This window comes from Mesorhizobium sp. B2-2-4, from assembly GCF_006442375.1.
GTDB lineage: Bacteria > Pseudomonadota > Alphaproteobacteria > Rhizobiales > Rhizobiaceae > Mesorhizobium.
On sequence record NZ_VFWB01000009.1, the window covers coordinates 156,951 to 180,275 of the forward strand.

Consider the following 23,325-nt stretch of genomic DNA (forward strand, 5'->3'; position numbering starts at 1 on the left):
TCGGCCCCGGCGGAGCCGATATCCACGCCAGACAGGAGGCGCGAGAACACCCGGTCGATAGCGGATCTGCCGCGTTCGGGATGACCTAGGCTACTCGCCAAAACTCTTGGCGTCGTTCAGGCGGCGCCTGTAATCAAGCCGAAATGAGATCGCCCCACCGGGCATGACCCGGACATATAGGCCATCTCGGCCAGCAATCTTGTAGATATTCTGTGGTTCCAGCGCCTTAAGGGCGGCATCCGTCAACAACCCTACTGCGTCCTGAAAAGTACCGTCGGTACAATTTGGAGGCTCGTGGCAGGAAATTCCTTTTTCCTCTATGCCTTAGGCAAAAAACACCGTCACGAGCCTCATTGCTCCGACGTACTTAAGTCGCGGATTGGCGTATTTTCGGCGGCGTTTGAGTGGGCCTGAATCATTCCCACTCAATTGTTCCCGGCGGCTTCGACGTCACATCATAGACCACGCGGTTGATGCCGCGGACCTCGTTGATGATGCGGGTGGCGGCGGCGCCCAGGAAGGCCATGTCGTAGTGATAGAAATCTGCCGTCATGCCGTCGACCGAGGTGACGGCGCGCAGCGCGCAGACGAATTCGTAGGTGCGGCCGTCGCCCATGACGCCGACCGTCTGCACCGGCAAGAGCACGGCGAAGGCCTGCCAGATGGCGTCATAGAGGCCGGCCTTGCGGATCTCGTCGAGATAGATGGCGTCGGCTTCGCGCAGGATCTCCAGCTTCTCGCGCGTGATGCCGCCGGGGCAGCGTATGGCAAGACCCGGGCCCGGGAACGGGTGGCGGCCGATGAAACTCTCGGGCAGGCCGAGTTCCTTGCCGAGTGCGCGGACCTCGTCCTTGAACAGTTCGCGCAGCGGCTCGACCAGCTTCATGTTCATGCGCTCGGGCAGGCCGCCGACATTGTGGTGCGACTTGATCGTCACCGACGGGCCACCGGTGAAGGAGACGCTTTCGATGACGTCGGGATAGAGCGTGCCTTGCGCCAGGAAATCGGCGCCACCGAGTTTCTTGGCCTCTTCCTCGAACACCTCGATGAAGAGCCGGCCAATGGTCTTGCGTTTCTTCTCGGGATCCGCCTCGCCTTCGAGCGCACCGATGAAGCGATCCGACGCGTTCACCAGAATGAGCGGCAAATTGTAATGTTCACGGAACATCGAAACGACGCCGGCGGCCTCGTCTTTACGCATCAGGCCATGGTCGACGAGGATGCAAGTGAGCTGGTCACCGACGGCCTCGTGGATGAGCAGCGCGGCGACCGAGGAGTCGACCCCGCCCGAGAGCGCGCAGATGACCTTGCCCTTGCCGACCTGCTTGCGGATCGCCTCGACCGCGTGCTCGCGGTAGGCGCGCATCGTCCAGTCGCCCTCGATGCCGGCGATGTTGTGGACGAAATTCCTGAGCAGCCGGGCGCCGTCGGGCGTATGCACCACTTCCGGATGGAACATGATGCCATACATCTTGCGCTCGACATTGCCGAAGATGGCGAAGGGCGAGCCTTCCGACTTGCCGAACACCTCGAACCCCTTGGGCAAGGAGATGACGCGGTCGCCATGGCTCATCCACACCTGGTGACGCTGGCCGATTGCCCAGAGGCCCTCGAACAGCGGACTTTCCTTCTCGATCTCGACGAAGGCGCGGCCGAATTCGCGATGATTGGAGCTTTCGGCAACGCCGCCCATCTGCACGCACATGGCCATCTGGCCATAGCAGATGCCGAGCACCGGCACGCCGGCCTCGAAGACGATCTGCGGCGCCCGCGGGCTGCCGATATCCGTGGTCGAGGCCGGACCGCCGGACAGGATCACGGCTTTTGGATTGATGCGCTTGAATGCCGCCTCGGCCGACTGGAACGGCACGATCTCGGAAAACACGCCGGCTTCGCGGATGCGGCGGGCAATGAGCTGGGTGAACTGGCTGCCGAAATCGACAATCAGGACGGTGTCGGGTTGATTGGCTGTTTTCATGGCGAGCGTTTAGAGAAAGAAACGAGTCGGCGCAATGGGTTGCGAGCCCGACTTTCAGAACGGTCCCGCCACGTCACCAGGAGAACCCGTCCAAAGCAAGCCCGAGCCGATCGCCTGTTCGAGGCGCATGACGGCATCCGCCAGCTTTTCGTCGATGACGTGCAGATATTCGGTCCAGTCGCCGACATGCCTGAGATCAGCCGCGCCGTCGGAAATGCCGCGCAGCCCAATCAGGGGCACCTCGAACAGCTGGCAGGCGCGCAGGCAGGCGAAGGTCTCCATGTCCACCATGTCTGCCGCAATTGCATCAAAGGCCGCGCCGGTGATGATCGCGCCGCCGGTCGACAGCGTGGCTTGCTTTATCCCCGGAATCCGCAACGGCAGCGACACCGTCATCGGCAGGTCGAGGAACGGCGTCGCGCCTTTCTCAAAGCCAAGCGGCGAGGCGTCGATGTCACGATAGCTGACCGAGATGGCCTGGTAAATCTCCGTCTGCTCCAAGGTCCGGCTGCCGGCGGAGCCGAGCGACACGACGAGGTCCGGCAGCGCATCTTGCGACTTCAGCCAAGACAATTCGGCGCCAAGCCGGACGGCTGCCTCGACCGGGCCGACACCGGTCATCAGCGGGGTAAACAGCCGCTGTAGATGCGGCCCGTATTCGGCCTGCACCGCCATGACGAAGAGGACGTTCTTGCCGGACAGGCGCGACACTTTATCGGTCATGATGATTTACTCCTCCCTGTCCTGCTGTCTCCACCACCTGCTCGCCGGGACCCGCTGCCTCCGGCAGCTCCCGGCGTTCGTGGCCTTTCATCGTGCCACTGGCACGATGAATTCGCCTGCGGCGAACCGGCCATTCACCCAGCAATCCCGTCGCGGCCCACCATCGTCATCATGGTGCCGGTCATGGTGGCGATCAACTTGGCTTCGCCGTCGGCGGCGAAGGCATAGGCCTGGCCGTCGGCGACGATGATGGTGCGGCCAGGCTTGGTCACCGAGCCGCGGAACAGGAAGCGCTCGCCCCTGCCCGGCGCCAGCAGATTGACCTTGAACTCGATGGTCAGCACGCCGGAATTCTCCGGCATCAGCGAGAAGGCCGCATAGCCGCAAGCCGAGTCCAGCGCGGTCGAGATGACGCCGGCATGCAGGAAACCATGCTGCTGGGTGAGTGCGGCCGAATAGGGCATTTCGATTTCGATGATGCCGGGCGTCACCAGCGTCAATTCGGCGCCGATGGTCGCCATCGCCTGCTGGCGCGCGAAGGACGCCCTGACGCGGTCCTCATAGTCCGGAGCGGGTACGATCTTTGCTGCCATGGCCGTCGCTGCTTTCACCTTTGCCGGAAAAGCTTATTGCAGAGGCGTGAGCGGCAAGCAATCATCCAATGCTGCACTGCAGCAATTTGATCTCGAGAGCGGAAGCGCAAGTTTCGCTTCCGCTCCATTCAGGAAGCCCTACGCAGCGCGCAGATGTAGAAACCGTCGGTGCCGCTCAGCGCCGGCGACAGGCAGATACCGCCCAGCGCGCCGAGCCGCATCGCCGTTTCATGGCCGGGAAAACGGCTGTCCCAGAGCCGGCGATGGTCGACCGGGGCAAAACCGCCATTGCGCTGGCAAAACGCTGCGACCTGGTCGCCATTCTCCTCGTCGAACACCGAACAGGTGACGTAAACCAGCAGGCCACCCGGCTTGACGAAGCTGCTTGCGGTATCGAGGATCGCCATCTGCTCGCCCTTGCGGGCGTCGAGCTGCCTTTGCGTCAGCCGCCATTTGGCGTCCGGGCGCCGCCGCCAGGTGCCGCTGCCGGTGCAAGGCGCGTCGACCAGGACGAGGTCCACATGGCCAGTGAGCGGCGACAATTCCGCCGGCTTGGTGACGATCTGCACGTTGCGGTTTTCCGAGCGGCGGATGCGGTCGAAGATCGGCGCCAGCCGCGCCTTCTCGGCATCATGGGCGAAGACCTGACCCGTATTGCCCATCGCCGCCGACAGCGCCAGCGTCTTGCCGCCGGCGCCGGCGCAGAAATCGAGCACCTGCATTCCAGGCTCGGCGCCGGCAAGAGCGGCGGCGATTTGCGATCCCTCGTCCTGGACTTCGAACCAGCCCTTCTGGAAAGCCGGCTCGGCCTGCACGTTGGGATGCCGGCCGTCGCCGTGGATCGGCGGTATGCGAATGCCTTGGGGCGCGATTTGGGCTGGCTTGGCGCCGGTTTCGGCAAGTTCCGCCAGCACTTTGGCCCGATAGGCCTGCAAAGTGTTGACGCGGATGTCGAGCGGCGGGCGGGTGGCGAGCGCCGCGCCCTCCTCGACCCAGGCCTCACCGAACGCGCGTTGCAAAAGCGGCTCGCACCAATCCGGTATGTCGGCGCGCACCGCGGGCGGCGCGTCGGCAACCCGCCGCTCGTCGGTTGCCTGGAGTTCCGCGGGCGTCAGCAGCGGCGGCGCGAACTTGTCGCCGTCGAGCGCTTCGTTGAGCGAGCGCGCGGTCTGGCCCCATTCGAGCAGCAGGGCGCCGAAGCCGATGGCGCGCGGCGTGTCCTCGCCCAGCAGCCAGCCTGCCGAGCGCTTGCGGCGTAGCGCATCGTAGACGATGTTGCCGATCGCCGCACGATCGCCGCCGCCGGCGAAACGGTGCGACAGGCCCCAGTCCTTCAGCGCATCGGCCACCGGCCGGTGACGCCGGCCAATGTCTTCCAGCACTTCGATGGCCGCAGCCAGCCGTCCGCCTAGTCGCATTCTTCAGTCCACCAAATCGAGCGCATCATTTCGGTCTGCTCTTAGAGCCTTTCACGGTGAGATTGAACCCCGCCCCCTCTCGCGACGGCAGGCCGCCTGTTGGGATCGGCGAAAACCGCTCGAGCAGTAAATCTTCCGGTGCGGTCAACAGCAGTTCGTCAATAGATGCAAGCTCTCTAATGTTCTTAACTGGGGGCTGCAAGCACGGTAGGGATACGACAGCTCAGCTTTCCAAGTTTTTTGGTTGGGAATACTCTTACCACCATGATTCGCGGCGCGGAAAGCGTTTGACCGGCGGATCGTCACGAGGAGAGGGCAATGAAGACTTATCTGGCGGAAGTTCTAGGCACATTCCTGTTGGTGTTCATCGGCACCGCGTCGGTGGTGACGGGCGGCTTCGGCGGCGCGCTGCCGCTGGGACAAGAAGGCATCGGGCTGGCCTTCGGCATCGGCCTTATCGCGGCCGCTTACGCGATCGGCCCCATTTCGGGCGCGCATCTCAACCCGGCTGTGACACTCGGCGTGTTCCTTGCCGGCCGGTTGCCGGCCAAGGACGTCATCCCCTACTGGATCGCGCAGATCATCGGCGCCATCCTGGCATCGCTGGCGCTGTGGATCATCGTCTCCGGCCAGGCCGGGGGACACACTGGCGGCTTCGGCGCCAATGGCTGGGACGAGACGAAATGGGGCGTCTCTTCCGCGTTCCTGTGGGAGCTGATCGGCACCTTCACCTTCGTCACCGTGATCCTCGGCGTTACCGCGGAAAGGCATGCGACGGCCTTCGCCGGACTGGTCATTGGCCTGACGCTGGCGGGCATCCACTTCGCCATGATCCCGGTGACCGGCACATCGGTCAATCCGGCCCGTTCCATTGGCCCGGCGCTGTTCTCGGGCGGCGCCGCGATCAGCCAGCTCTGGCTGTTCATCGTCGCGCCGCTGATCGGCGGCGCCATTGCCGGCGTCGTCGCCAAGGCGCGCGTCTTCGAAAAGGACTGATTTCGAAAGCCTGGACAAGAAAAGGCGCGGGGCCGAGCCTCGCGCCTTTTTTATGGGGTGGAAAAATTCCGCCTGAATCAGGCGGTGATATCGAACCGGTCGGCGTTCATCACCTTGGTCCACGCCGCAACGAAATCCCTGGCGAATTTCTGCCCGGCATCCGCGGACCCGTACACCTCAGACAGCGCACGCAGTTGCGCATGCGAGCCGAAGATCAGGTCGGCGCGGGTGCCGGTCCACCTGACCGCCTTGGTCTTGCGGTCGCGCGCTTCGTAGATCTCATCCAACCCGGCGGCCGGATCCCAGACCGTGTTCATGCTGAGCAGGTTGACGAAGAAGTCGTTCGTCAGCGTGCCCGGCCTGTCGGTGAACACGCCGTGCCTGGACTTGCCGGTATTGGCGCCGAGCACCCGCAGGCCGCCGACCAGCACCGTCATCTCCGGCGCGGTCAGCGTCAGCAACTGTGCCCGGTCGACCAACATCGCCTCGACCGACATCGGCTGCGGCCCCCGGACATAGTTGCGGAAGCCGTCGACCTTCGGCTCGAGTGCGGCAAAGGAGGCCACATCGGTCTGTTCCTGCGAGGCATCCATGCGGCCCGGCGTGAACGGCACCTTCACCTCGTTTCCGCCATCCTTTGCCGCCTTCTCGACCGCGGCGACGCCGCCGAGCACGATCAGATCGGCCAGCGAGATCTTTTTCCCGCCGGTCTGTGCGGAGTTGAAGGTCTTCTGGATGGCTTCGAGCGTGGCAAGCACCTTGGCCAATTCAGCAGGCTGATTGACGTCCCAGTCCTTCTGCGGCGCCAGCCGAATGCGGGCGCCATTGGCGCCGCCGCGCTTGTCGGAACCCCTGAACGTCGAGGCCGAAGCCCAGGCGGTCGAGACCAGTTCGGAAACAGACAGGCCCGAGGCCAGGATCTTGGCCTTCAGCGATGCGATATCCTGTTCGCTGACCAGTTCATGGTCGACGGCCGGGATGGGATCCTGCCAGATCAGCTCTTCCTTCGGCACGAACGGGCCAAGGTAGCGAACGACCGGGCCCATATCGCGATGGGTGAGCTTGAACCAGGCGCGGGCGAAGGCGTCGGCGAACTGATCCGGATTCTGGTGGAACCGCCGCGAGATCTTCTCGTAAGCCGGGTCAACCCGCAGCGCGAGGTCGGTGGTCAGCATGGCCGGCGCGCGGCGCTTGGAGGGATTATGCGCGTCCGGCACCGTGCCGGCACCGGCGCCGCCCTTAGGCGTCCACTGATGGGCGCCGGCCGGGCTTTTCGTCAATTCCCATTCGTAGTTGAACAGGTTGTCGAAGAAGTTGTTGCTCCATTTGGTCGGCGTCGTGGTCCAGGTGACCTCGAGCCCCGAAGTGATGGCATCGCCGGCAATGCCCGACGCGTGCTTGCTCGACCAGCCGAGGCCCTGCGCCTCGATGCCGGCGCCTTCCGGCTCGGCGCCAACCAGCGAGGCATCGCCGGCGCCGTGGGTTTTGCCGAAGGTGTGGCCGCCGGCGATCAGCGCCACCGTCTCCTCGTCATTCATCGCCATGCGGCCGAAGGTTTCCCTGATGTCGCGTGCCGAGGCAAGCGGATCAGGCTTGCCGTTCGGGCCTTCCGGATTGACGTAGATCAGGCCCATCTGCACGGCCCCGAGATGGCCGCGAAGCTCGCGGTCGCCGGAGTAGCGCTCGTCGTCGAGCCATTTGGTTTCCGATCCCCAATCGACGTCCTGCTCGGGTTCCCAGACGTCGGCGCGGCCGCCGGCGAAGCCGAAGGTCTTGAAGCCCATCGATTCCAGGGCGACATTGCCGGTGAGGATCAGCAGGTCGGCCCAGGAAATCTTGCGGCCATATTTCTGCTTGACCGGCCACAGCAGGCGGCGCGCCTTGTCGAGATTGGCGTTGTCAGGCCAGCTGTTGAGCGGTGCGAAACGCTGCTGGCCGGCGCCGGCGCCGCCGCGGCCGTCACCGATGCGGTAGGTGCCGGCGCTGTGCCAGGCCATGCGGATGAACAGCGGCCCGTAATGGCCGAAGTCGGCCGGCCACCAATCCTGCGAATCCGTCATGACATGGTGCAGGTCCTTGATCACCGCGTCGAGATCGAGGCTCGCGAACTCCTTGGCATAGTCGAAGTCCTCGCCCATCGGGTCGGAGAGGTTCGACTGCTGGTGGAGAACACCGAGGTCCAGCTGGTTGGGCCACCAGTCACGGTTGGTCCTGGCACCGGGTCCATGCGCGACAGGGCATTTGCCCGCGCTGTTGTCGTCGGTTTTCGCGTCCATCTTGCACTCCAATTTTGCCGAGGGTTCCGGGCAGCCAGCGCCGCCATCCTGGAATGATTCCAGACTAGGCCAGCCTGCCGATAAAAACAAATTGCCTTTCCTGTTCCTTTCAATAGGATTTTCTTATGATAGGCCTAACCGTCCGCCAGATGCATTATTTCGACGCACTTGCGCAGACGCTGCATTTCGGGCGTGCGGCGAAACTTGCAGGCGTGAGCCAGCCGGCGCTGTCCTCGCAGATCGCGGAAATGGAGCAGCGGCTGAACTGCCGGCTGTTCGAACGCGGCGGCAAATCGGTGCGCATGACCGACGAGGCGGCAGCCCTTTTGCCGCGCATCGAACGCATCCTTTCCGACATACGCGAGGTCGAGACCATCGCCCGGCGTGGCCGCCCTGCCATGGGAGGGCGCTTCCGGCTGGGCATCATTCCGACCGTCGCGCCCTATCTTTTGCCGCGTGCGCTGCCCGAGCTGAAAATGCATTTCCCGGACTTGATGCTCGAACTGCGCGAGGCGGTGACCGCCTCGCTCGTCGAGGACATCGCGTCGCAAAAGCTCGATGCTTTCATCGCCGCGCTTCCGCTCGACCATCCCGGCCTGGTGACCGAGGCTTTGTTCCCCGACCGGTTTTTCCTGGCCGTGCCGTCAGGCGATCCGGCTTTCGCCTCGCCGCCGGTGCCGCCTGAAAGCCCGGCGCTGGAAAGGCTGATGCTGCTGGAGGAGGGCCATTGCCTGCGCGAACAGGCACTGGCTGTCTGCGGCAATGTGCGGCCGGTGGCGATGGCAAGCTACGGCGCCACCAGCCTGACCACGCTCTTGCAGATGGTGGCGCACGGGCTCGGCGTGACGCTGATCCCGGAAATGGCCACGGGACCTGCCGGCACTATCCCCGATCTCAAGATCGTGCCGTTCCAGGAACCCATGCCGCAGCGCACGATCTGCTTTGCCTGGCGGCGCAACAGCACCTTGCACAATGAGTGCAGGGAGCTGGCGAAGATCATACGAGGATTGGCGGCGGCGGTGCAGGCGGTGTGAAGGACGAGGAGCCCAAGCTTACTATCGGCCCAGGCAAACCTCGAATGTGCGCCTGTTGAACGGCTTGAGTGGATAGCTCGTCTTCATAAAAGCAAGTGGGTCAAGTGCCACGGAACGTGTTGGGCAGAATTACGGAACCGGGCTCATCGTTGGGTCCATAATGTGTGTCACAAATGAATGTGTGTCACAAATGCGATATGTCTGCGATCCGGTCTGTATGTCGCAAGCCGGCGGGCGTTGCGACTTCAGGCGGCGGTGCTGGCGCGGCTTGGCTCAAGAATAGACTTGACCTTGTCGGCGACCGCGCGGCCGAGATCGGCGTTGTTGCCAGCGGTGAAATGGATGCCGTCGATACCGTCCGTGGTGACGAAATCGCCGGCATTCAGAAAGTCGATCTTCATGAAATCCGCCATCGCCTTGTACTGCCTGGCCAGCTCCCTGGATTTTTCGTGGCCGCCGCCGAACATGCCCTCGAACCAGGGATCGGGCATCGGGGTCAGCGGCGGCGGCGCGATGACCAGCGCCTTCGGAGCCGGATAAGGCGTGCCGATACCGCCGGCGCTCGTCAGGATCTGCCCGACCAGTTTCGCCATTCCGTTAGCGATCTCGTAGGGTGTCCGGCGAAAATAGGATTTCGTGTCATTGGTGCCCAGCATGACGATGACCAGATCCAGCGGCAGATGGCTGGCGATGGCAGAGGGCAGGTAATTGGCGCCGTTGAGGCGCGGGTCGTTGGGATCGTCGAGACAGGTCGTGCGCGCACTCAAACCTTCTTCGATGATGTGGTAGCCCGCTCCCAGCGCCGCCGCCATAACACCCGTCCAGCGCTGATCATAGGGGTAGCGGTAGGTCGGCGACCCTTCCTTGACCGGAACCCAGCCCCAGGTCAGCGAGTCGCCGTAGCACATGATATTTTTTGGCGGTGACATCCATGTTTCTCCATCTGTTTGCAGTTGTCTGAACGTGCAGATCTATCGATCCAGCCCTAACGCCGGTGCCGGCTTGCCTTGTTTCGATTCAGGAGGTTCGCACGCGCACTCCGTAGAAGATCGCCGCACCGAGGATGATGACGCCCTGGGCGATGAGCTTGCCGGGTTCGTCGATGCCGAGCACCGTCATCACGACGAACAAAAGCGCGAAGCACAGCGAGCCGAAGAAAGGTCCCCAGACGCCGCCGTCGCCGCGACCGAAGGCGACGCCGCCAAGGATTGTCGCCGCGACTGCCAGGATCGGCAGGTCGAGACCGACGCGCACGCTGCCGACGGCGATTGAACCTGTCTGTACCAGGGCCGCGATCGCCGCGATCAGGCCGGCGAGCGTATGCGCCAGGATGACCGTGCGCTGGACCGGCACGCCGGAAAAATGGGCGGCTTCGGCATTCTCGCCGACAGAGGCCACGTAACGACCAAACACTGTCTGCGACAGAAGCAGCCACACCGCGGCGGTCAGCATGATCCAGAACAGCACCGGCGTCGGAACCGACAGGAACTTCGTGTTGTAGAGGTCGTTGAACAGTTTCGGCACATCGCCGGGTGGATTGCCGCTCGACAGGAACTGCACCAGTCCGACCAGGATGATGCTGACGGCCAGCGTGACTATGACGGCCGACACCCGCCGGATGCCGATCATGAAGCCGTTGAACAGGCCAATGACGAGGCCCGTGGCGAGCGCCAGTACGACGAAGAAGGGCAGCGACGCGCCCGGGAAACTGCCCGACGAGATGAAATAGTTGATCAGCAGGATGATGCCGCCGCCGGAGAGGTCGATCGACTTCACGCGCATGACGACGAGCTGCCCCAGCACGAGAATGCCGAGCGGAACGATCTGCCTGATGAAGATGCCCATGATGTTGAGGTTGAGCATGTTCGGCCGTGCGACCCACAGCGTGGCCAGAAGCACGAGGAAGACAAAGTAGGACGGCGGTATGCGAAGCAGACGCCGGGCGATCGGGTTTGCGAGAACGGCAGTCATCGCTCAGAGCCCCATCTTCTTGCGGGATTGCAGCCCGACCACGGCCAAGAGAATGCCGCCCTTGATCGCCGTCTGGACAAAGGGCGAGACGTTGGCGAGGTTCATGCCATTGGCCAGCAGTGCCATCACAAGCGCGCCGATCACCGTGCCGTGCAGGCTGCCGATTCCGCCTGAAAGCTGGGTGCCTCCAAGTGCCACGGCGGTGACCGTGTCGAGTTCGAAAAGCAACCCGACATTTGGATCACCCGACACGATGCGCCCGGCCAGGAAGACACCGGCAACGGCCGCGAAACAGGAGCAGACCACATAGGCGAGGATGATGTTGCGGCGATCGGAGACGCCGAAATTGCGGGCAGCGCTTTCGGCCCCCGACGCGATGCCGCCGCCGATCGCAAACAGATGCAGGCCGTATCGCGATCCGTAGAGCAGCTTCCAGGCCAACAGCATCACGACGATTCCCCAAAAGACCGTATAAGGAATACCGAGGAAACTGCCTGAGACGGCAGCAATGACGATCTCCGGAACGGTGCCGCCGGAGACGGGACGCAAGATGCGCGTGATGCCAAGGACAATGTACTGCGTCGATAGCGTGGCGATGATTGGATGGACGTTGAAACGGGTGATCGCCAGGCCGTTGATCAGCCCGATGAATGCGGCCAGCACGAAGACCGCCGGGATCAGCACGATCGCCGGCTGGTCGAGCGCCAGCACCGCCGTCGTGAAACTGATGACCGAGCCGACCGATAGATCGAGCCCGCCGACGAGCACGACAACGAGTTGTCCGGCCGCCGCGATGACCAGCGGCATCGCCTGCGCAACCAGGTTGAAAAGGTTTTCGGCCGTTGCGAACTGCGTCGTCTGAACCGACAGCCACAGCGAAATGAGCAAGGCAACCAACAATGGCAGACCCCATTGGCCCTGCCGTGTGTTCCGGCCACTCACGATGTTGGACAGGCTACGATACATGGAAGGCCCCTAGTGCCGGCGCGCCGAGCCGCCCGTCAGGGCCGCGTCGAGGATCTTGTGCTCCGTCGCCTGTGCTGCCGGCATTTCGGCCACGACTGTGTCGTGGTGGACGACATAGATGCGGTCGCACAGCCCGATCAGCTCGATCGTCTCGCGCGACAGCACCAGCACCGCGCCACCCTTGCGGGTGAAGTCGCGCAGCAGATGGTAGATCTCGGACTTGGCGCCGATGTCGACGCCACGGGTCGGCTCTTCCACCAGGAGAAGATCGAGATCCGCGGCGAGGTAGCGGCCGAGCAGCACTTTTTGCTGATTGCCGCCCGACAGCGAACCGACCGGAGCGGACGGCCCTGTCGCCTTTATGTTCATGACATCCATCATGCGGGCGATGACGCTTCGATAGGGCCGCGCCGGCGCAAGTTCGCGTCGCCTCGAATGCAATCCGATGGCGATGTTGTGGGCGATCGGCAAAGCGAGAAAGAGCCCCTCCTCCTTGCGGTCCTCGGGGACGAAACCGACCTTCAGCTGCTGCAAATGGCGAACGCCTGATGATGTCGAGAGCGGCATGTCGAGCGTTTTGCCGTTGATGGAAATCGTCCCGGCAAAAGGATGGTAGCGGCCGATGAGGGAGCGCAAGAAGCGCTGCTGGCCCTGTCCCTCAAGCCCGGCGAGGGCGACGATCTCGCCCTTGTGCAACGTCAGCGACAGAGGCTGCGATGTCTCGGTGATCCTGAGATTCTCGACGCGCAGGATTTCGCCGCCCCTGTCGCCTGTGCGATCTGGGAACAGGTCCTGGAGTTCGCGCCCGACCATCATGGCGATGAGTTCGTCTGCGGTGATCTCGGACACCGTTCTGGTGCCGACCAGTGCGCCGTCCTTCAGCACCGTCACAGTGTCGCACAGCTCGAAGATTTCCTCCATGCGATGCGAAATGTAGACGATTGCCTTTCCCCTATCGCGCAGGCGGCGGATATTGCGGTTGAGCACATCGACATCGGCCGCGTTGAGCGCCGCTGTCGGCTCGTCGAGAATAAGCACGCCGGCGTCGGCCTGGATGCAATGCGCGATCTCGACGAATTGCCGCTCGGCAATGGTCAGGTTGGAAACGAGTTGCGAGGAGTCTAGCGTGAGACCGAGTTCGCCGAGTGCCTTGGCGGTTCGGCTGTTCATCGCGGAATAGTCGATCGAGCCGAACCGGTTCGTCGGCTCCCGGCCGAGAAACATGTTCTCGGCGATCGACAGATTAGGCAGCAGCGAGTGTTCCTGGAAAACGGTCGAGATGCCGGCATCGAGCGCGGCGCGCGGTGACTTCAGATCGAGCTTTTCCCCATTCATGAAGATCTCGCCGGAATCGGGCTGATACACGCCCGCCAGGATCTTCATCAAGGTCGATTTTCCGGCACCGTTCTCGCCCATCAGGGCGTGAACGCTGCCGGCCTTCAGATCGAGGGAAACGGAGTGGAGCGCCTTGCTTCCCCCGAATGCCTTCGAAATGTGCGACATCTCGATAAGATTGGCCACTAAACCCTCGCTTCACCACTGGAAGGGCCCGCGGGGACGCTTGTCCACTCCCCGCCGGCCACGGCGTGTCACTTCTTGCCGTAATATTCCTTGAGCTTGTCTTCGGGGAGTTCGCTCGGCCACCAGACATTGGCCGTCAGGTCGTCGCGATAGTATTTCGCGGCCTTGTCCTTGTCCCAGCCATCAGGGTTGTAGACATAGCGCTTGTAGAGTTGCTTGCCCTCGAGCAGGGCTACAGCGGCGCGCACGCCGGCAGCACCCTGGGCCGGGCTGTATTCCGGAGAGATCGACTTGAATCCATCCGTGATCCACTGGCCGAAATAGCCATTGTTGCCCTCGCCCGAAATCGGCGGGATCGGCGTGCCGAACTGCTTGAAGACATCGACGCAGGCGCGCGTCATGTCGGCGCCGGACGACCAGATGCCGTCGACCTGCGGATTGTTCAGATAGAGCGTCTCGCACAGCTTCTTGGCCTTGTCATACTGCCAGTCGCCATGCTCCTCGGCGATGATCTGCACATGCGTGCCCTTGAGTGATTCCAGCAGCCCGTTGTAGCGGTTGGTGTCTTCCGGGTGGCCGGCAAGGCCGCGCAAGACCCAGATCTTGCCGTTGTCGCCAACGGTCTTCACCAGCCAGTCGCCCATTACCTTGCCGAAGTGCTCGGCTCCCCCTTGGATCTCGGTGGTGTAGGCATCGGAATCGATGCGGCCGGTGTGAAGGATGACGGGGATGCCGGCGGCGACCGCCTTGGCGATGCTGGCGTTGGCGGACGTGCTGGTCACCGGCTGAACGATGATCGCGTCGACATGCTGGGCGATCAGATCCTCGATATCGGCTACCTGCTTCTTCTGATCGAAGCCGGCATCGAGCAGGATGAACTTCGAGATGCGCTTGTCCTTTGCCGCGGCATTTTCCGCCTCATGCGCGACCTGCACGGTCCAGGTGTTGGCGTTGACGCCGAAGTCGCTCATTCCGATCACCCAGGGGGGATCCTTCTTGAATGCGCCGGCCGCGGTCATGCGCGTGTCGTCGTGGCGCGGCGCGACGCCGTCCATCAGCTTGATATCTTCCGCGTGCGCCAGGGGCGTTACGGCAAGCGCTGATACAACGAGCATCCCCAGCCCGACGGTTTTCAGCAATCCTAACATTGAACTCCTCCTTGTGGTTGCTCCAGCCGTACGGACGCGCACGGGCCGCGAGACGCTCTCCCGATGCATGCTTGTCGTCGCGAACCGACCTATGCACGCAATTCTCCCGCCCCCGAACACATGTGTGTCGAGGCCCAATTTCGGCTGGACAATGATGACGGTCGAGAACTCCTCCGGGCACTTTAGAAGCATAGTGGGTTTGACCTGTCAATAGTTAGTCATGTTGAATGACTATTCCGTTGCTTGCCTTTCGCCACTCCGCTATTCATCATGAAGAGCGCTCGTCCTGCACCGGCGCGCGGTCAGTCCCGGCGGGAAAATCATGCGATCAGTCTTGTGCTACGGCGACTCCAACACACACGGCCAGATCCCCGGCAAGGGGCCGCTCGAGCGCTATGGCCCGGCTGAGCGCTGGCCGGGGATACTGCGCGCTCATCTAGGCCCCGACTGGTATGTCATCGAGGAAGGATTGAGCGGTCGAACCACCGTCCACGACGATCCGATCGAGGGGGCACACAAGAACGGTAGAACCTATCTCCGCCCCTGTCTGCAGAGCCATGCGACGCTCGACCTCGTCATCATCATGCTCGGCACCAATGACCTCAAGATCCGCTTCAACAAACCGCCGTCGGAAGTGGCTATGGGCATCGGCTGCCTTGTCTACGACATCAAGGAACTGGCGCCCGGTCCGGGCGGCACCACACCCGAAATCATGATCGTCGCACCGCCGCCGATGCAGGACGACGTCAAGGAGTGGAAGTCCATCTTCGCCGGCGCACCGGAGAAATCGCGGCTGCTGGCGCTCGAGTTCGAGGTGCTGGCGGATTCGCTCGAACTGCACTTTTTCGATGCCGGCTCGGTGGTGTCCTGCAGCGAAGCGGACGGATTTCACATCGATGCCGAAGCGCACAGACTGCTTGGCACCGCACTCGCCCGCGCGGTCGATGCGATCGGCTGGAGCCGCTCGACATGAGCAACCATACCGCCGCCCGGCAATGCGCTCTTACCGATGGGGCGACCCTTGCCTGACATGAGGTTTGCACCACCCAATCCCTTGCGCATCGCCGATCGTGCGAGCGGGCTGAACGCGTTGAGCGTGCGCAGCTACAACGAGCGTCTGGTGCTGTCGCTGCTGCTTCAGAACGAGGGCATATCGCGGATGGAAATCGGCGAGAAGACCGGTCTGTCGGCGCAGACGGCCTCGGTCATCGTCCGCTCCCTCGAACAGGAAGGGCTGGTCTCGCAGGGCGAGGCGCAGCGCGGCCGTGTCGGGCCCCCCACCATCCCGCTTTCACTCAACCCGGAAGGCGCCTACGCGGTCGGCGTCGGCTTCAGCCGGCGCAGGATCGACATCGCGCTAATCGACTTCATCGGCACCGTGCGCTTCCACACGCAGTTGCCCGCGGATGAAGCCAATCCGTTTCCGCAAAACAACGATTTGCTTGCGACGATCAGGCAAGCCATGACGAGCCTGCCGGTCGAGGCGCGCAGCCGGGTCGCGGGTATCGGGCTGGCCGTTCCCGATGAGGTCGACGCCATGGCTGCAACCGGCAACGGATCGAGCACGTCCCTGAAGGCTTTGCAAAGCGAGATCGAAGAGCAGATCAAGCTGCCGGTCTTCGTCCAGAACGACATCACCGCGGCGGCCGGCGGCGAGAGCATGTTCGGCGTCGCAAAGCCGCTGAACGACTATTTGTTCTTCTATCTCGGAGCTAGGCTGCAGAGCAGGCTCATCCTCAACCACCAGATCTATAAGGGAAACTCCAGTGCCAGCTTCGATCATGGCCTCATGCGCCTGGAAAGCGAACTGGCCATGCGCGGACGCTCGTCCGAAATCATCTGGAGCAGCAGCCCTGAGTGGCCTGATCTTGGAGAGGCCTACACCGAATGGCTGGGGGAATGCTCAAACCGCCTGAAAGCATCGATCTCGGCGCTGACCCAGTTTGTCGAGTTCAGGACGGTCCTCCTGTCCAGCTATGCGCCGCAGAAAATCGCCAAGGCCTTGTGCGCCGATATCGGCCGGGAATTTGCCGCTGTCCAAGCGTTGCCAGCGCGGGTGACCATCAGCCCGAAAGCCGTCGGCGCAGCCAGCCTGCCGTTCAGCTCGCGGTTTATGATTCAATGATCGGAACGCTGATAACAGAAGGGTTGCAAAGCCCCATCTGAGACGTGGATGCACGCGGTTTGAATGTCGGCTAACTCCGGTGCGAGAAGCTGTCCCTCACGCCATCTTCTGTGACCTCGCGCATCAGGAACGGGATGCCGACGACCGTCATCGGCAATTCCGCGCGGAAGCGGATGTGCGTGGGACCTCGTAATGCACGATCTGGCCTGGGGTGATGGCCCGTCACCCTGTCGGAGCACCGCGACGCCGGCGTAGTGGCTTCCCAATTGCCAGAAGGGCAGCGGGAACCGCCCGCGCTCCTCTTCAACGATGCGGAAGCCCGCCTCTCGGATCAAGTGCAGCGGTTGGCGGTTGAGATGACAGCCGCCGGCGATCTGTCCCCACGGCTTGTTCAGCCGCTCCTGCCATCTGCGGCCGCGCGGCCCCTCGGCCTGGCCGTGCTCGATGAAGATCAGCCGGCCCATAGGTTTCAATATGCGGCGGATCTCGGTCAGCGCCGCGTCAGGGTCGGGAATGGTGCAGAAGGCATAGGTGACGACGACCGTGTCGGCGAGGTCATCGATCAAGGGCAGCCTTTCGCCGCTGGCCCGGATGCAGTCGACGTCGAACGGCAGGGAACGGATCTTCGGTTCGGCCAGGCCAAGCATTGTGCCGTCGGGATCGATGCCGACCAGCCGCTCCACCCTGGCGGCGTCGTAATAGGGAAGGTTCAGGCCGGACCCGAAGCCGACTTCGACGACAATGCCCTGCGCCCGCGGGATCAGGCGCCTTCGCATGCGCGCGAACACGTTTGCCGAACAGCCGGCGTGGACGAGGTAGGGAGCAATGCAGCGTGCGTACCAGGAGAGACAGGATTGGCACATGTCTCAGCCTCCTTTCCCTGCGTTCTTGACGCCGATGGGAACGCCACCCCCGGCAATGGCCTCGGACGTGCAATGCTGGCTGAGAGTATTGACCGGTGACATTTCTCGCTCCAAGGAGTCTCCTGATCGGGCCCGATCGGCCCGACGTCGTGGGATGGATAGAAGGCCGGCGTCCCCTGAACGTCCCCGCTCGGCCGCGTACGGGTCGATGGAAAGATTGGAGTTCCGACTTCTGGGGTTTCCGGAGTTCCGTCTGAACGGGCAGCCGGTGGAGCTCGCCTTGCGCAAGGCGGCCGCGCTCCTCATCTATGTCGCCGAGGCCGGCGGGCCCGTGGCGCGCGAGGTCGCCGCCACGCTTCTGTGGCCCGAAACCGACGAAGAAGCCGCACGAGCACGCCTTCGGCGCACACTGCATAAAATTCGCATCGCGTTCGGCACGGAGGTCATCGCCGCCACGGGGGCATCCCTCAGCCTACACCCGGCGCTTTTCGTCGAGCTCGACTCCAAGATTTTCGAGCATGCCTGCAATGTCGGCCCGCTCGACGAGGCGGCCGACATCTATAAGGGCGACTATCTCGGCGGCTTCTCACTCCCGGATTGTCCGGAATTCGACGAATGGGTCTTTTTCAGGCGCGAGGCCTTGCGTAGCCGACTGGTGCAGACGCTGGAGCGTACCATCGAAGCGAAGATCGCCGGCGGCGAACCACGCAGCGGGGTGGTGCATGCGACGCGCCTGGCGGCACTCGACCCCTTGAGCGAAAGTGCGCACCGTCACCTGATCCGCGCCCACCTGGCGGCCGGGGACAGGGCGGCAGCCGAGCGCCAGGCCGAAAGCTGTGTCCGGCTGTTACGAGACGAACTCGGCGTAGCGCCGGACCCGGCCACGCTTGCCCTGGTGCGGGAGCCAACTCAAGATGTCACTTTGGACGTGCCCAGGACGCGCTACGTCGAAGTAGACGGCATCCATCTCGCCTATCAGATCGTCGGCAGCGGACCGACGGACATCGTGCTTGTTCCCGGCTTCATTTCGCATGTCGAGCGTATCTGGGAAGACAGACGCTGCCGCGCCTGGATATCAGCGGTTTCGCGCTTGGGCCGCCTGATCCTGTTCGACCGGCGCGGCATGGGACTTTCCGACCGTGTCGGTGTCCGTGCCACAGTCGAAACGACAGCGCAGGATATTCTGGCAGTCATGAACGCGGCCGGCAGCAGCCGGGCCTTGCTCATCGGCGCCTCGGAAGGCGGGCCGGGTTGTGTCCGTTTCGCCATCGATCATCCGGATCGGCTCATCGGCCTTGTCCTGTGGGGCTCGCTCGCGAAAGGCAGCCGCGCGTCGGACTATCCCTTCGCCTTGACCGCCGCGCAATACGATCTGTGGAAGCAGCGGCTGATCGCCGGCTGGGGCGGCCCGGCGGAAATCGAGACGTTCGCCCCGGGCCTCACCGGAGACCGCCAGGCGGAGACCTGGTGGGCGGGATTGCTCAGGGCAGCCTCCAGCCCCGGCGCGGTCGCGGGCCTGCTCGAAGCCCTGCGTGATACCGATGTCCGTTCCCTGCTCGCAAAGGTCTCCGTCCCGACGGTTGTCCTGCACCGGTCCGGCGACCGCGCCGTGCGCGTCGAGGCGGGGCGGCTCCTGGCCGCCGGGATCCCGGGCGCGCGGTTCATCGAGGTCGCCGGTGACGACCACTGGTTTTGGGTCGGCGACCAACAGCCGCTGCTCGACAGCATCAGCGCGCTTGCACGAAGCAGCTGATGCGCGATTGCGGCGTCAGCCGCCGTCAGTTCCGCGTGTGGAAATGGCTGTGGGACTGACCGCGAATGGCGAGGCCGGCGCGGATGCCATTTTGGCCATGCTCCGGGACGACGCCGGGCGGCGTCGAGCACGACGTCCGGTGGAAGGCCGGTTTTCGGCCTATTTCGGTGCAGCGGCAGCGGTTCCGCCCGGCGGTATGATCCGCATCATGGATCTCGACACCGTGTCGCCAGGCTTGAACGGGACCGGGACCTTGTTGCTTACCGGCTTCACGCTTTGCAGGAACGCCGCGATCGCCATGGCATCGTCCGCTGTGAGATGCGCAAAAGCAGGCCAGGGCATAATCGGCGCCAGGGTGCGGCCGTCCGGCCGCTGGCCCGTCTGGATCGCAGCGACGATCTGCTCCGGGGTCCAGCTGCCGATGCCGGTCTCCTTGTCGGGTGTGATGTTTCGACCGGGAAAGACACCGACGCCAGGTATCTCAAAGCCCACATCCGAGCCGCCAAGAAAACGCGACATATCGGGTTTGCCGAAGAAGTAGCCGGGCGTGTGGCAGTCGTTGCAGCCGGCGATCGTGACCAGGTACTCGCCACGCGCGACCTGCGCGTCGTCGGCCATGGCGGCGTATGATGGAAGGGCGACGACCGAGGCCGTGAGCAATGCGAGACGAACTGACGCTGGAAACATGGTTTTCTCCCTTGGTTTGTTCTTGGCTTCTCCTATGACCTTTGTCGTGCTCCCGTCGGGGGCTGCCGTTACGCAGCCCGGCCAGCCGATTGCGGCGCACCTGATCCGCTCTACGTTGCGCCTTACGGTTTGCGGCCGATCACGGCGCCGTTCGCGGCGGGAGCATCGAACCAGACCGTCTCGACGTGCCTGAATCCGGCTTCCTCGAGCCACGCCGAATACTCGGCCGGGGTGTAGTTTCGTCCTTCCGTCTCGATCAGCATGTTGAGGCTCATCAGCGCGGCCGGCGCCGGGCCGGTCTTTTCATCATTGACGAGAAGCTCGCTGATGACGACCGCGCCGCCGCTTGGCAAAGCCTCGAAGGATCGGCGCAGCAGGGCGCGGTTCTTCGCTTCGTCCCAATCGTGCATGATCATCGACAGGAGATGCACGTCGTGATCCCCGGGAAGCTGTTCGAAGAAATTGCCGTCCGCGGTCTCGATGCGGTCGGTCAAGCCGGCCTCGGCGATCTTTCCCGCGGCGATCGCGGCGACATGCGGCAAGTCGAACACGGTCGCACGCAGCGCCCCATATTGTTTGCAAAGCTCGATGTCGTACGCGCCCGATCCGCCGCCGATGTCCAGGAGGCGGCGGAAATGACTGAGATCCACGGCTTCGCCGAGCTTGCGCGCGGTCATCGTGGAAAGCGAATGCATCGCCTCCCAGAAAAGCGCCAGCATCGTAGGATCCTCGCCCTCGAACATCGAGGATTGCACTGCCGGATCCCATGTGGTTGGCCGGTTCGTGCGCAGCGCCTCTGCAAGCCTTCCCCAGCCCGCATAGAGTCGCTTGTCGGCCATCTGCACGAAGCCGCCGAAGTAATACGGCTTACCCTTCACGAGATAAGTTTCGCTTAAGGGCGTGTTGCGATAGCGGCCGTCCGTTTTCTCCAGGAGCCCAAGTGCAGCGCAGCCGGTCAACAGCATCTCGGCCGGTCGTTGATGCAGGCCGAGCGCTTCCGCCAAACCGGCAACCGTGATGGCGGCGCCGCTCGCAAGGCGGCTGAAGAGGTCCAACTCGTGCGCGGCGGCCAGAGTCTTGAAGGCCCAGAAACCGGTCGAAAGCGCCATCAGTGGGACAGCGGAAGGAAGCTCTTGCTTGGTGACGATTGGTCGGTCGGCCGCGCGCAGCCCTGTCTCGCCCGGGATCGAACCGGGCTGGTGGGCAAGCGTTGTCGTGCGCGTAGCAGAGCGCTGATGGTTGGGCATGGCACTCTCCCCAAAATGTTGACGGTTGGTTCGCAGCTTCGAGCCGCGCGGTGGTCTCGACGGCGCGGGTTTCGAAAATGCCGCCGATCGAATGGTCCACCAGCAAGCGGCGGCGGCCTTGTGCTCGCAAGGCCGCGCCGATGGCGCGAATAGGGTCAGCCGTGGCGACCGGCGTAGGATCGGCCCCGTGGTCCGAATGTCCCTCAACAGCTCGGGGGACAAATCCGCGATTGCCCGACCTCTTGAGACGGATAATTGCCAAGTCTTGAGGGCCGCGACTGTGGTTTTCGGCACAGACCAAGGTAGTCGCACGCTCGACGGGTGATGGATTCGAGTCTCCGCTCGAGGCATTTCAGCCTCCCATAGCCGGCCATCCGCTTCTTCCCTTGCCGCCGAAGCAATGGTAAGGAGGCTAGAGGACCGATAGAAGTGCCAATTCATGGATTCTTGGCCAGTCCAATTCCAATTGGCATGACGACACTTGCAAGGCGCTACCGCTAAGCCAGCGCAGGACGCAGGAGGACTGGTGGCAGGCTGAATTCCAGTGCCTGCGTCAGACCAATTCCAGTTGCTGAACAATGACCGCCTTTCACATAAGCCTGGTCGGGCGCAAGAATCTCAGCGGCGAGATTTATCGTCAGATACGGCGCGCCGTTCTGGATCGACGGCTGCGGCCCGGCGACCCTCTGCCGCCTGGCCGCGAACTGGCGCGGACGCTTGCCGTGTCGCGTGCCACCGTGACCGTGGTTTATGAACGGCTCGCCGCGGAAGGGTTCGTGACATCCCGGCAGGGGTCTGGGACGTTCATCAGCGAATTGGTCGTGCCGGCCGGGCGAGAAAAGACCGGACGCCGATCTACCGGCGTGCTCCAGCCACGCCAGATCTGGGAGGCGATAGCCCCACCACCCGCATTCGAGCCGGTTCGGTTCGACTTTCACGCCGGGTTTTGCGATGCTTCGCTGTTTCCGCACGGGGCGTGGCGGCGGTCGGTGGTTTGGGCGCTGCGTTCGGGCGAAGCGACCGCCGGCACTTACGAGCATCCCGCCGGACATCACGATCTCAGGGTCGCAATCGCCAGGCACATAGGCATCTCCCGAGGGATCGGGGCGGCTGCGGACGACATCATTGTCACAAACGGTACGCAGCAGGCACTGGATGTCCTGGCCCGCGTCCTGCTGGCACCGGGCGATGCAATTGCCATTGAAGATCCGGGCTACGGTCCTCCGAGGCATTTGTTCAAGGCCTTGGGTATTCGTGTGGTCGGTGTACCGGTGGATCGCCAGGGCCCGGTCGTTGATGCGCTACCGCGCGGAGTCCGAGCGGTGTATGTCACGCCGTCTCATCAATTTCCGCTTTCGGTGACGATGACGCTGCCGCGCCGGCAGGCGCTGCTGGCCTGGGCCGAGCGAAATAACGCGGCCATCATCGAAGACGACTACGACAGCGAGTTCCGTTTCGGGGGCCGTCCCCTCGAGCCGTTGCAGACGCTCGACGCAAACGGCCGGGTCATCTACGTCGGCTCCTTCTCGAAGACAATGCTGCCGATGCTTCGGCTGGGCTTCATATTGACGCCGCCATCGCTGCGAGCGGCCGTGCACAAAGCGAAATTCGTCAGCGACTGGCATTCATCGACCCCGGCGCAAGCAGCGCTCGCGCGTTTCATCGATGAGGGCGCCTTTGCGCGTCACATCCGTCGGGTGAACGCAATCTACCGGGAACGGCACCAGATCATCGCGAACGCCATCGCCAATGATTTTGCCGATCATCTCGAGCTCATCCCATCGACAACGGGGCTCCATCTCACCGCTCTTGCCCGGAAAATGTCGGCGGACCAGATCGCCGAGGTCGCGCGCCGCGCAGCCGATCGCAGCGTCGCCGTCCAGATCCTGTCACGGTTCGCCGTGAACGCCATACCGCGAGCCGGCATCATGCTGGGGTATGGCGCCATTCCGACGCCCCGCATCGAAGAAGGGTTGCATTTGCTGCGCGCCTGTTTCGACAGTGAACCGCCCTGACCTTCGATTTA

Annotated in this window: 19 protein-coding genes and 1 pseudogene; 6 read left to right on the forward strand and 14 right to left on the reverse strand. The window is 63.4% G+C overall.

Features of this window, described 5'->3' with window-relative positions; translation table 11 throughout:
* Window positions 1-103: 103 nt before the first annotated feature.
* From FJ959_RS23185 to FJ959_RS23205, 5 genes and pseudogenes are all read right to left on the reverse strand, one after another.
* A pseudogene (locus tag FJ959_RS23185) lies at window positions 104-249 on the reverse strand (Arm DNA-binding domain-containing protein); the annotation flags it as partial.
* A gap of 166 nt (window positions 250-415) precedes the next feature.
* Window positions 416-1,978 carry a glutamine-hydrolyzing GMP synthase gene (gene guaA, locus FJ959_RS23190; protein WP_140498335.1) on the reverse strand — a complete coding sequence of 521 codons (1,563 nt, stop codon included), beginning with the start codon at window positions 1,976-1,978 and terminating at the stop codon, window positions 416-418.
* A 54-nt stretch (window positions 1,979-2,032) separates the two neighbouring features.
* Window positions 2,033-2,701: a 5'-methylthioadenosine/S-adenosylhomocysteine nucleosidase gene (locus tag FJ959_RS23195; protein WP_140524774.1), complete on the reverse strand. Its 669-nt coding sequence runs from the start codon at window positions 2,699-2,701 to the stop codon at window positions 2,033-2,035.
* 134 nt (window positions 2,702-2,835) lie between these two features.
* On the reverse strand, window positions 2,836-3,294 hold the full coding sequence (locus FJ959_RS23200) for a PaaI family thioesterase (RefSeq protein ID WP_027146613.1): 459 nt from the start codon (window positions 3,292-3,294) through the stop codon (window positions 2,836-2,838).
* Window positions 3,295-3,422: 128 nt separating this feature from the next.
* The gene (locus FJ959_RS23205; protein WP_140632276.1) at window positions 3,423-4,712 is read right to left on the reverse strand and encodes an RsmB/NOP family class I SAM-dependent RNA methyltransferase; all 1,290 of its coding nucleotides are present in this window, start codon (window positions 4,710-4,712) and stop codon (window positions 3,423-3,425) included.
* 318 nt (window positions 4,713-5,030) lie between these two features.
* On the opposite strand from FJ959_RS23205, the gene FJ959_RS23210 reads away from it, so the two are divergent.
* The gene (locus tag FJ959_RS23210; protein WP_140498338.1) at window positions 5,031-5,708 is read left to right on the forward strand and encodes an MIP family channel protein; all 678 of its coding nucleotides are present in this window, start codon (window positions 5,031-5,033) and stop codon (window positions 5,706-5,708) included.
* 77 nt (window positions 5,709-5,785) lie between these two features.
* Here the strand turns inward: FJ959_RS23210 and katG are convergent, their stop codons facing one another.
* Window positions 5,786-7,984, reverse strand: coding sequence for a catalase/peroxidase HPI (gene katG / locus FJ959_RS23215; RefSeq protein WP_140632279.1), 2,199 nt, complete (start codon window positions 7,982-7,984; stop codon window positions 5,786-5,788).
* A gap of 125 nt (window positions 7,985-8,109) precedes the next feature.
* Between katG and FJ959_RS23220 the strand changes: the two genes are divergently transcribed.
* Window positions 8,110-9,018: a hydrogen peroxide-inducible genes activator gene (locus FJ959_RS23220; protein WP_140515065.1), complete on the forward strand. Its 909-nt coding sequence runs from the start codon at window positions 8,110-8,112 to the stop codon at window positions 9,016-9,018.
* A 245-nt stretch (window positions 9,019-9,263) separates the two neighbouring features.
* Here FJ959_RS23220 and FJ959_RS23225 read toward each other — a convergent pair whose 3' ends face one another.
* The 5 genes from FJ959_RS23225 to FJ959_RS23245 all read right to left on the reverse strand — a co-directional run bounded on the left by FJ959_RS23225 (window position 9,264) and on the right by FJ959_RS23245 (window position 14,591).
* Window positions 9,264-9,947 (reverse strand): SGNH/GDSL hydrolase family protein, encoded by a 684-nt coding sequence (locus FJ959_RS23225; RefSeq protein ID WP_140498341.1) that lies wholly within the window; start codon window positions 9,945-9,947, stop codon window positions 9,264-9,266.
* A gap of 88 nt (window positions 9,948-10,035) precedes the next feature.
* The gene (locus tag FJ959_RS23230) at window positions 10,036-10,989 is read right to left on the reverse strand and encodes an ABC transporter permease (protein ID WP_140498342.1); all 954 of its coding nucleotides are present in this window, start codon (window positions 10,987-10,989) and stop codon (window positions 10,036-10,038) included.
* A gap of 3 nt (window positions 10,990-10,992) precedes the next feature.
* Window positions 10,993-11,955, reverse strand: a complete 963-nt coding sequence (locus tag FJ959_RS23235; RefSeq protein WP_140632282.1) for an ABC transporter permease — start codon at window positions 11,953-11,955, stop codon at window positions 10,993-10,995.
* A 9-nt stretch (window positions 11,956-11,964) separates the two neighbouring features.
* Window positions 11,965-13,476: a sugar ABC transporter ATP-binding protein gene (locus FJ959_RS23240; RefSeq protein WP_140632284.1), complete on the reverse strand. Its 1,512-nt coding sequence runs from the start codon at window positions 13,474-13,476 to the stop codon at window positions 11,965-11,967.
* Window positions 13,477-13,544: 68 nt separating this feature from the next.
* Window positions 13,545-14,591, reverse strand: coding sequence for a substrate-binding domain-containing protein (locus FJ959_RS23245; RefSeq protein WP_348640297.1), 1,047 nt, complete (start codon window positions 14,589-14,591; stop codon window positions 13,545-13,547).
* Between the two features lie 355 nt (window positions 14,592-14,946).
* On the opposite strand from FJ959_RS23245, the gene FJ959_RS23250 reads away from it, so the two are divergent.
* Window positions 14,947-15,597 (forward strand): SGNH/GDSL hydrolase family protein, encoded by a 651-nt coding sequence (locus FJ959_RS23250; RefSeq protein WP_140632289.1) that lies wholly within the window; start codon window positions 14,947-14,949, stop codon window positions 15,595-15,597.
* Window positions 15,598-15,654: 57 nt separating this feature from the next.
* Window positions 15,655-16,749, forward strand: a complete 1,095-nt coding sequence (locus FJ959_RS23255) for an ROK family transcriptional regulator (RefSeq protein WP_140498347.1) — start codon at window positions 15,655-15,657, stop codon at window positions 16,747-16,749.
* Here the strand turns inward: FJ959_RS23255 and FJ959_RS23260 are convergent.
* Window positions 16,743-17,537: a class I SAM-dependent methyltransferase gene (locus FJ959_RS23260; protein ID WP_246679002.1), complete on the reverse strand. Its 795-nt coding sequence runs from the start codon at window positions 17,535-17,537 to the stop codon at window positions 16,743-16,745. The genes FJ959_RS23255 and FJ959_RS23260 overlap by 7 nt on opposite strands.
* Window positions 17,538-17,820: 283 nt before the next feature.
* Between FJ959_RS23260 and FJ959_RS23265 the strand changes: the two genes are divergently transcribed.
* Window positions 17,821-19,365, forward strand: coding sequence for an alpha/beta hydrolase (locus tag FJ959_RS23265; protein WP_140632292.1), 1,545 nt, complete (start codon window positions 17,821-17,823; stop codon window positions 19,363-19,365).
* A 159-nt stretch (window positions 19,366-19,524) separates the two neighbouring features.
* Here FJ959_RS23265 and FJ959_RS23270 read toward each other — a convergent pair whose 3' ends face one another.
* Both FJ959_RS23270 and FJ959_RS23275 read right to left on the reverse strand, forming a co-directional pair.
* Window positions 19,525-19,983: a cytochrome c gene (locus tag FJ959_RS23270; protein ID WP_224619145.1), complete on the reverse strand. Its 459-nt coding sequence runs from the start codon at window positions 19,981-19,983 to the stop codon at window positions 19,525-19,527.
* A gap of 191 nt (window positions 19,984-20,174) precedes the next feature.
* Window positions 20,175-21,299 carry an acetylserotonin O-methyltransferase gene (locus FJ959_RS23275; protein WP_224619146.1) on the reverse strand — a complete coding sequence of 375 codons (1,125 nt, stop codon included), beginning with the start codon at window positions 21,297-21,299 and terminating at the stop codon, window positions 20,175-20,177.
* Window positions 21,300-21,877: 578 nt separating this feature from the next.
* Here FJ959_RS23275 and FJ959_RS23280 point away from each other — a divergent pair.
* Entirely contained in the window at window positions 21,878-23,314 is a 1,437-nt protein-coding gene (locus FJ959_RS23280; protein ID WP_140632295.1) for a PLP-dependent aminotransferase family protein, read from the forward strand.
* Window positions 23,315-23,325: the final 11 nt, after the last annotated feature.

Coding starts and splice junctions, on each gene's coding strand:
- guaA (WP_140498335.1), bottom strand. CDS start 1,978: ATGAAAACAGCCAATCAACCCGACACCGTCCTGATTGTCGATTTCGGC.
- FJ959_RS23195 (WP_140524774.1), bottom strand. CDS start 2,701: ATGACCGATAAAGTGTCGCGCCTGTCCGGCAAGAACGTCCTCTTCGTC.
- FJ959_RS23200 (WP_027146613.1), bottom strand. CDS start 3,294: ATGGCAGCAAAGATCGTACCCGCTCCGGACTATGAGGACCGCGTCAGG.
- FJ959_RS23205 (WP_140632276.1), bottom strand. CDS start 4,712: ATGCGACTAGGCGGACGGCTGGCTGCGGCCATCGAAGTGCTGGAAGAC.
- FJ959_RS23210 (WP_140498338.1), top strand. CDS start 5,031: ATGAAGACTTATCTGGCGGAAGTTCTAGGCACATTCCTGTTGGTGTTC.
- katG (WP_140632279.1), bottom strand. CDS start 7,984: ATGGACGCGAAAACCGACGACAACAGCGCGGGCAAATGCCCTGTCGCG.
- FJ959_RS23220 (WP_140515065.1), top strand. CDS start 8,110: ATGATAGGCCTAACCGTCCGCCAGATGCATTATTTCGACGCACTTGCG.
- FJ959_RS23225 (WP_140498341.1), bottom strand. CDS start 9,947: ATGTCACCGCCAAAAAATATCATGTGCTACGGCGACTCGCTGACCTGG.
- FJ959_RS23230 (WP_140498342.1), bottom strand. CDS start 10,989: ATGACTGCCGTTCTCGCAAACCCGATCGCCCGGCGTCTGCTTCGCATA.
- FJ959_RS23235 (WP_140632282.1), bottom strand. CDS start 11,955: ATGTATCGTAGCCTGTCCAACATCGTGAGTGGCCGGAACACACGGCAG.
- FJ959_RS23245 (WP_348640297.1), bottom strand. CDS start 14,591: ATGCTCGTTGTATCAGCGCTTGCCGTAACGCCCCTGGCGCACGCGGAA.
- FJ959_RS23250 (WP_140632289.1), top strand. CDS start 14,947: ATGCGATCAGTCTTGTGCTACGGCGACTCCAACACACACGGCCAGATC.
- FJ959_RS23255 (WP_140498347.1), top strand. CDS start 15,655: ATGAGGTTTGCACCACCCAATCCCTTGCGCATCGCCGATCGTGCGAGC.
- FJ959_RS23265 (WP_140632292.1), top strand. CDS start 17,821: ATGGAAAGATTGGAGTTCCGACTTCTGGGGTTTCCGGAGTTCCGTCTG.
- FJ959_RS23270 (WP_224619145.1), bottom strand. CDS start 19,983: ATGGCCGACGACGCGCAGGTCGCGCGTGGCGAGTACCTGGTCACGATC.
- FJ959_RS23275 (WP_224619146.1), bottom strand. CDS start 21,299: ATGCCCAACCATCAGCGCTCTGCTACGCGCACGACAACGCTTGCCCAC.
- FJ959_RS23280 (WP_140632295.1), top strand. CDS start 21,878: ATGACCGCCTTTCACATAAGCCTGGTCGGGCGCAAGAATCTCAGCGGC.